This is a genomic window from uncultured Aquimonas sp. (genome assembly GCF_937888285.1).
Taxonomy (GTDB): Bacteria; Pseudomonadota; Gammaproteobacteria; order Xanthomonadales; family Xanthomonadaceae; genus Aquimonas.
Map to the genome: position 1 here is coordinate 1 of NZ_CALART010000055.1, position 5,921 is coordinate 5,921.

Sequence of the window (5,921 nt, forward strand, 5' to 3'; positions counted from 1 at the left end):
CAGGATCGGCAAGAGCTGGTCGATCAAGGTCGGCAAGTTCAAGACCGAAACCATCGGCATGGCCTCGATGCAGAACGTGGGCCTCGGCAAGATGGTCAATGTCGGCGGGGCCTATAGCCTCAATGTCGGAATGATGATGAACACCATCGTCGGCATGAACCGCTTCGACAAGACGATGAAGTCGCACAGCGTGTCGGCAGGCAAGGAGTTCGCGGTCAGCGCCGGCGGCGCCTCCAGCCTGCTGATGGACGAGGAGAAGATCGTGCTGCAAGTCGGCGACAGCCGCATCCAGCTGCTGAAGGACGGCACCATCACGATCAGCGGCGAGAGCATCGAGGCGCGCGCCAATGGCGAGATCCTGATCGAAGCCAAGACCATCGAGCACAACCCATGAGCCGCGCGCACGATGAGGACGCAAAGTCTGCGGCCCTGCCAGTGGAGCTGGAGCCCCCAGCACCGACCCCGGCGCTGGCGGCGAAGTCCCCCGCGACGGGTCCCACAGGCGTGGTCATCGGCTTCATCTCGCACATCAACGACCAGGGCCTGCCCTGTGTGGCGATTCCCGGCAGTGCCGCCGAGGCCGTGCCCGCGCGCAGCCTGTGCACCATCGGCACCGAACACCGGGGACAGCAGTGCGCTCTGTTGTTCGAGAACGGCGACCCGCGTGCTCCGCTGGTCCTCGGCCTGCTGCAGCACCCGGTGCTCAGCCTGCAGGGCGACATCGAGCAGGCGCGGCACACCGCAGATGGCGAGCTGCACCTGCACGCGCGTCATGCCATCGAACTGCACTGCGGCGAGGCCAGCTTCCGCATGAGCGCCGACGGCCGCATCGAGCTGCGCGGCAGCACCCTGGTCAGCCACGCCACGGGGCTCAACCGCATCCGCGGCGCCTCGGTCAAACTCAACTAGGAGCCGCCATGGAGATCATCAACGGCAGCCGCTTCGTGCTCGACGCCCACATGGGCACCGACGCCCAGGGCAAGCGCTTCCTGGTCGCCCAAGCCAAGGCCACCTACCGCATTCCCCCCGAGGGCAAGCAGTACCCGCGCCTCGCGGATCCGCAGCTGCCCCTGCTCAATGCCGATGTGTTCGAAGGCGAGCCCGGCGAGAGCGGGCTGATCTTCGAGGCCGACCACGCCTGGTTCAAACCGCGCTGCGATGTGCTCGTGCATGCGGCGGCACATGCGCCAGGCGGCCAGCCAGTCAAGCAGCTCGACGTCGGCTTTCGCGTCGGCCGCTGTGTGCGCACCGCGCGCGTGGTCGGCAATCGCCACTGGCGGCGCGGCCTGCTGGGGCTGCAGCCTTCCGAGCCCGAGCCTTTCGTGTCGATGCCGATCAGCTACAGCCGCGCCTTCGGCGGCACCCGCGTGCACGAGGGCCTGCCCCAGCCCTATGCCGCCAACCCGATCGGCTGCGGCTTCGGCGGCGCGCCGGGCGATGCTTCGCTGGTCGATACGCCAGTGCCCAACCTGGAGCAGCCCGGCACGCCCATCGACAACCCGCGCGAGCGCTATCGTCCGATCAGCTTCGGCCCTATCGGCCGCAGCTGGGCCGGCCGCGTCGAGTACGGCGGCACCTACGACCAGCGCTGGATCGACGAGGTGTTTCCACTGCTGCCCGAGGACTTCGATCCGCGCTTCTTCCAGGCCGCGCCGATCGAGCAGCAGATCGACTATCCGAAAGGCGGCGAGGAAGTCGCCTTCGTCAATTTGCACCGCAGCCGGCGTGAACTGCGCTTCGTTCTGCCGCAGCTCAAGCTGTCGATGGTGGTGCTCGACCAACACCGCAAGGTGCACAAGCTCCAACCCGTGGTCGACACGCTGAGCTTCGATCTCGACGCCGAGCTCTTCACCGTGGTCTGGCGTGCCCGCCATCCGCTCAAGCGCAGCCTGGCCGAGGTCGATGCGCTGGCCGCCGGCAGCCTGTGCAAACGCTGGTGGCAGGCCCGCGTGCTCGGCACCAACGACTGCGGCTGCGGCGGCAAGGAAACCAAGGACGAAGACCAGGCCCCGGTCGGGGAGATCGTGGTCGCATGAGCACACCGATGAAGCTCGCCGTGCTCGGTGCCGGCGCGGTCACCTCGGTAGGCAATTCGCTGCCGGCGACGGCGGCGGCGATTCGGGCGGGCTTGGACAACTTCCAGGACACCTACTTTCAAGGCCACCGCGGCGAGCCGCTGCCCGGCGCTGCGATGTCGCTGGGCCTGAGCGAGTCCGGTGCGCGCGTGGGCGGCGCCACCAAGCTCGGCACGGCGCTGGGGTGGGCGGTGCGCGAGGCGATCGAATCCGCGAGCGTCCGATCGCCGCTGCCTGCCCGCGTGCCGCTGCTGTTCCTCGGTGATGACACCCGCCCGGCCCCGCTGGTCGATGCGGCGCATCTCTGCCAGCGCGCGATAGGCCCCCTGTTTGAGTCGGCCGATCGCCTGCATCTGCAGGCCTTTACCGGCGGTGAGGCCGCCTGCGTCGACGCCCTGCAGGCCGCGCGTGAGTTCCTCGCACAGGGCGCGCCCTACGTTCTGATCGCTGCCTCCGACTCCTGGCTGCGCGGCAGCGATATCGCACACGCGCTTGCGCATCAGCGCCTGCTCGATACCGAAGTCAGCAGCGGCTTCGTGCCGGGCGAAGCCGCCGCCGCGCTCCTGATCGGTGGCGATGGGGAACAGGCGCCCTTGCACATCCGCGGCGTCGGCGTCGCCGAAGAGGCCGCCACCCTGCTCTCGGACGAGCCCTGTCACGGCAAGGGCCTGGCGCAGGCCACGCGTCAGGCGCTGAACGAAAGCGGCTGGCAGGCGCATGAGATCCACCTGCGGCTGAGCGACATGGCCGGCGAGAGTTTCTTCGCCGAAGAGCTGTCCAGCGCCTGGGCGCGCGTGCTGCGCGCCTCACAGCCACCCGGCCACGGGCGGATCTTTCCGGCGGCCTCGACCGGCCACGTCGGCTGCGCCTTCGGGCCGCTGATGCTGGCGCTGGCCTGGCAGCTGGCGAAGCGCCAGCGCATGCCCGGGCCCAAGGTGCTGATCCAGCTGTCCTCCTCACACACCCTGCGCGGCGCCATCGCCGCCTACGCCGGAGCCGCCTGATGGCTACGCACGTCTATGCCAACAGCAACGAGATCGCCTCGAAATCCGCGGACGGCAGCTCGAAGCATGCCTTTCCTGACGTCTGCCACACCCCTCCTGCCACAGCGTCACCGACGCCGATCAAACCCTTTCCGCCCGGCGTACCGATTCCCTACCCCAACAGCTGCCACGCCAGCGACATCACCAACGGCAGCCGCACGGTCTTCATCCTCGGCAAGGAGATCGCGCTGGAGAACCACAGCTATTTCTCGGTCAGCGAGGGCGACGACGCTGCAACGAAAAAGCTGGCCAAGGGAATCATTTCCGGCGCGGTGAAGGGCCGTTGCTTCTTCCAGACCTGGTCGCCCAACGTCAAGGTCGAAGGGCGGGCGGTGACGCGGCATCTGGATTTGGTGAGTCACAACCACAAGAATCCGGGAAACACGGGGTTGTTTCCCTATCTTTCGATCGCGGCCGATCGAAAGCCCTGCGAGAAAACTGAAGCCCGCATCAACAAGGCGTGCGCACCCAAGCCCGACCCCAACAGACCAGCGCCTCCCAAGAAGAAATCCTGGAATCCATTCAGCGGAACGCCCGAACCTGAGTACAACAAGGACTGGCGCAGGGATCACTGTGATTTCCTTCAATTCAGCGCTGGGCGCTTAAACGAAACCAACGCCAAGCAGTTTCTGGAACAAGCCAAAGCGGCGCGCGAGAAGATAGATGCCGCCCGTGATGGGCTTGATACGCTTCTTTCGGAATACGGCGGAGAGCTGCTGGCCCGGGGCGGCGCGGCGCTGGTCGAGCAGGCGGTGTGGTCAAAGATCAGAAGCGGTCTCTATGTCGGGGGCGGCGCGCTGATCGGTGCCGGAATCGGCGTTTGGGCCGCTGGCGCAGGCGCAATCCCCGGAGCTGCGGTTGGCGCCAAAGCAGGGGGCGTGCTTGCAATCGCCCATTCCGCCTACAACGCCTATGAGGCAGCCCTTCTGGCCATGGACGGCAAAGCGCTCTACGATGCGCTTTCAGGCGAACTGGAGAGGATGAAGGGTGCACTCAACGAGTTGGACCCCCTTGCCAGATACACCAAACCTGACGGCACCATTGACACTGAACGCGCCAACACCTTCCTTGCGGACCTACAGGACGCCATGGCAACCGCAAACGCCTGCACCCGGGCCAGAAAGTGCAATCTGGTACCCAAGCGAACGCAGGTGGATCGAACGCACCCAGGCGTAGGCAATGAAACAGCGGGCGGTCGGGGCTGCTGCCCTGGACAGACTGGCCATCACCTGCTGTCAGACGCGATGATCAGCCACACCGGCTGCGCCAATTACGACTACGACAGAGCGCCAACGGTGTGCGTCGAGGGGTACAGTCAGTTTTTCGGCAGTCATCGAAGAGCGCACTCTGCGCTGGCCACCGCCCTTGAAAACAAGGACAAGGCACAGAAAATCGCTCCAGATGGAACGCTCAGCCTCGACGATGGCATCGACGCTGCGGTGGAGTCGCACACGCTGGCATTCCTCGCCTCCGGTTGTGATCCACAATGCACGCGGGCCCAGCTGGAGGCCTACTACAAGCAGATTCGCTGCCCGGGGAATGCAAGGGTACGAATGGTCGGGACTGATGGAAAACCGGCGAGACCAACTCCGGGCGGACCAGGAATTTAATCAATGACATCACCAAACAACAGCAATTTCGTTCGACTGCCAGAAGAAAAGTGGCGCGACACTTTTGAAGGCTGGCAAATTGTGGACATCGCGCTCGTGGCGAGCGATCGAATGTGCGTCGTGACACGCAAACATATCGATCCAAAGGATGTTGGGCGGGGTTGGGATCACGATTACCCGACACGACTCTCCTATATATTCACGAATGGCGAACGGGGTGGGCTTGAATTTGAAGGATTCGCCTTCCCCAAAGCTGGATCATGCCAATACCCAATGCGTCAAGCATTGATATCAAATCGCAATCCCAAAGGCCAGGTCTATGCAGTAGGATCAGGCCGAGAGGGTAGTGAATATGTACATAGCCCGATCAAGAACGGCGATATTGTATCTATCCAGAAACTCAAGCGAGTTCGAGGCTGGGCATATGCAGTCTCAAGATTTCGCCGCATATTCAAGCGCGTTGAGGTAGACGGCTGGATTGAGCTGAGCGCTGGACTTGAGCTGCAGCCCCATGAAGAGAAGAACCTCTCTGCCGTTGGCTTCGAAGACATCGACGGCCTGTCGCATGACAACCTCTACGCCGTAGGCGGCCGCGGTGAAGTTTTCCACTTCGACGGCAACCGCTGGACGCGCTGCGACTTCCCCAGCAATAACCCGCTCCACACCGTCACCGTTGCGCCCGATGGCACAGCCTACATCACGTCGCTGGATGGCTCGATCTGGGCCGGCACCCACGACACGTGGAAGCTTGTCGACAAGGCCGAGCACGGCATCGAGTACAACGACAGCGTCTGGTTCAAGGGCCAGCTTTGGCTGTGCTCGGACTATCAGCTGCATGTCTGGGATGGCACCAGGCGCCGGCGCGCAGAGTGGAAGGGCCAGCCGGTGGTCCACTCCGGCCACATGGACGCTTTGGACGACATTCTGGTGGTGGCCGGGCCGGGCACCGTGCACGCCTTCGACGGTGAAGACTGGCATGAGCTGGTATGGCCTTACTCACGCGCGAGCACCGAGCGTGATTGACATTGAGGTCGCAGTTTCCGCGAGAAGCGCGGTTGGGGTTCCACTGGTAATCGCCCACCACACCGAAGAACTCGCCTTCACTTGGCAGCGACGCGAGCGCGCGTGGAGCGCACCTAACCACCGCGCCGCCCACCTGCACGAAATCGACAGCCAGCTCGACGCCCACCTCG

General features: G+C 64.5%; 6 protein-coding genes. All 6 read left to right on the forward strand.

Features of this window, described 5'->3' with window-relative positions:
* On the forward strand, window positions 1–394 hold a 394-nt coding region (locus tag Q0654_RS11220), incomplete at its 5' end, for a hypothetical protein (protein WP_298853834.1).
* Window positions 391–909 carry a DUF6484 domain-containing protein gene (locus tag Q0654_RS11225; protein ID WP_298853835.1) on the forward strand — a complete coding sequence of 173 codons (519 nt, stop codon included), beginning with the start codon at window positions 391–393 and terminating at the stop codon, window positions 907–909. The genes Q0654_RS11220 and Q0654_RS11225, both read left to right, overlap by 4 nt.
* Window positions 910–917: 8 nt before the next feature.
* Window positions 918–2,036 (forward strand): DUF2169 domain-containing protein, encoded by a 1,119-nt coding sequence (locus tag Q0654_RS11230; protein ID WP_298853837.1) that lies wholly within the window; start codon window positions 918–920, stop codon window positions 2,034–2,036.
* Window positions 2,033–3,079, forward strand: coding sequence for a hypothetical protein (locus Q0654_RS11235; protein WP_298853838.1), 1,047 nt, complete (start codon window positions 2,033–2,035; stop codon window positions 3,077–3,079). The genes Q0654_RS11230 and Q0654_RS11235 overlap by 4 nt, the downstream gene beginning before the upstream one ends.
* Window positions 3,079–4,728 (forward strand): PAAR-like domain-containing protein, encoded by a 1,650-nt coding sequence (locus tag Q0654_RS11240; protein WP_298853840.1) that lies wholly within the window; start codon window positions 3,079–3,081, stop codon window positions 4,726–4,728. The genes Q0654_RS11235 and Q0654_RS11240 overlap by 1 nt, the downstream gene beginning before the upstream one ends.
* A gap of 3 nt (window positions 4,729–4,731) precedes the next feature.
* Window positions 4,732–5,751: a hypothetical protein gene (locus Q0654_RS11245; RefSeq protein WP_298853842.1), complete on the forward strand. Its 1,020-nt coding sequence runs from the start codon at window positions 4,732–4,734 to the stop codon at window positions 5,749–5,751.
* Window positions 5,752–5,921: the final 170 nt, after the last annotated feature.

Excerpts from the sequence above, each read along its gene's own strand:
- Q0654_RS11245 (WP_298853842.1), top strand. The coding sequence starts at position 4,732 with ATGACATCACCAAACAACAGCAATTTCGTTCGACTGCCAGAAGAAAAG.
- Q0654_RS11235 (WP_298853838.1), top strand. The coding sequence starts at position 2,033 with ATGAGCACACCGATGAAGCTCGCCGTGCTCGGTGCCGGCGCGGTCACC.
- Q0654_RS11240 (WP_298853840.1), top strand. The coding sequence starts at position 3,079 with ATGGCTACGCACGTCTATGCCAACAGCAACGAGATCGCCTCGAAATCC.
- Q0654_RS11230 (WP_298853837.1), top strand. The coding sequence starts at position 918 with ATGGAGATCATCAACGGCAGCCGCTTCGTGCTCGACGCCCACATGGGC.
- Q0654_RS11225 (WP_298853835.1), top strand. The coding sequence starts at position 391 with ATGAGCCGCGCGCACGATGAGGACGCAAAGTCTGCGGCCCTGCCAGTG.